The sequence below is a fragment of the Mesorhizobium sp. P3_A9 genome, from assembly GCF_056402975.1.
On sequence record NZ_JBFUGJ010000701.1, the window covers coordinates 1 to 1,182 of the forward strand.

At 60.2% G+C, this 1,182-nt stretch carries 2 protein-coding genes; one reads left to right on the forward strand and one right to left on the reverse strand.

What is annotated here, in order from left to right:
- Positions 1-145 precede the first annotated feature (145 nt).
- Complete coding sequence (locus AC1DX0_RS36115) at positions 146-430, forward strand: hypothetical protein (RefSeq protein ID WP_477224664.1); 285 nt, start codon at positions 146-148, stop codon at positions 428-430.
- Positions 431-957: 527 nt separating this feature from the next.
- On the opposite strand, the gene AC1DX0_RS36120 is transcribed toward AC1DX0_RS36115, so the two are convergent.
- On the reverse strand, positions 958-1,182 hold a 225-nt coding region (locus tag AC1DX0_RS36120; protein ID WP_477359318.1), incomplete at its 5' end, for an aldo/keto reductase.

Genomic DNA, 1,182 nt, shown 5'->3' on the forward strand with positions numbered 1-1,182 from the left:
CTATTGGCTAGCACGTTGGCATGGCCGACCGTGGCCGGCGTGCCGATATCCAGGTGTGAACTCGAGATGCTTTTGACGCAGGAACAAAATCCCTGCAGAGATGTTTACCCGCCCAAGGGCATCTTAATTTCTCGGAGAACTGATAATGAAAACCACCCTCATTCTGGGCGCGATGGCGCTTTGCTTGGCCGCGCCTGCGGTGGCTTCGGCTGATGCACTCGTCATCACCACGAACAAACACCATCACCGGCACATGGATGGCGAGCGCGTGGCCGTCATCAACAACGATGGGCAGCGCCTTCATCATCGCAAGCACGGCACCGAAGCGTTCTATGACCACGGCAAGCGCCGTTGGCACGGCCATAACAGCGATACTGTCGTCATCAAGCGCTCGCATCGCCATCGCCACGTCGTCATCCAGAACGACTGATTTCCATCCCCAGGCCCGGCTTTCACCGGAAAGCGGTGAAAGGATTCGTCACCATGACCCCGACATTTCCACTCAACCCTAAGATCGCCCGGAGTGGCCCCATCTATCGCGCGGCTAGGCTCGCGTTGCTGCAGCACGAATTGATGCTCAGCTTCAGGTACACCGACTCTGCGGCCCGGAAGGTTGCGCGAGCCGTTGCGAAACTGGCCGAAGTGAACGCAACCACACCACACTAACTGCGACCTCAGGCGCCGCGCCCTTTCTGGTGCGCTAGCTTCAGCGCCTCGAGCGCAGACGATAAGGTCCGCAATGAGAATTCCGGCAACAGGAAGAAGACAACGGTACGGGTGGCTAATTGCATGAAGCGCTCCTCCTGAGGTCTACTGACCGACTGCCAATTCCAAGGCGTCACGTGCCGGCGTGGGACCTTTCGCCTGGGCGTGAAACGGTGTGTTAGGCAGAGGTTGCCGCAGAAGCCCGTTGCCGCCGTCGGGTCGCGCCGAACCAATACCCACGCCGCCTTGCAGCTAAGGCACGCAATGGCCGGCGGCGCGAAAAAGGCGGTACCATTCCTCACGTGAGAGACGAATTTTCGCGCCGGCAGCGGCCGCGGCAACGGCAACACGCTCCGGGTTGGTGGTTCCCAGCACCACCTGGATATTGTCCGGGTGGCGAACGATCCAGGCGACCGCGATCCCGGTCGTCGTTAAGCGGTGGACCTTCGCGACCTGATCCAGAACATCGTTCAGCTC

Excerpts from the sequence above, each read along its gene's own strand:
- AC1DX0_RS36115 (WP_477224664.1), top strand. The coding sequence starts at position 146 with ATGAAAACCACCCTCATTCTGGGCGCGATGGCGCTTTGCTTGGCCGCG.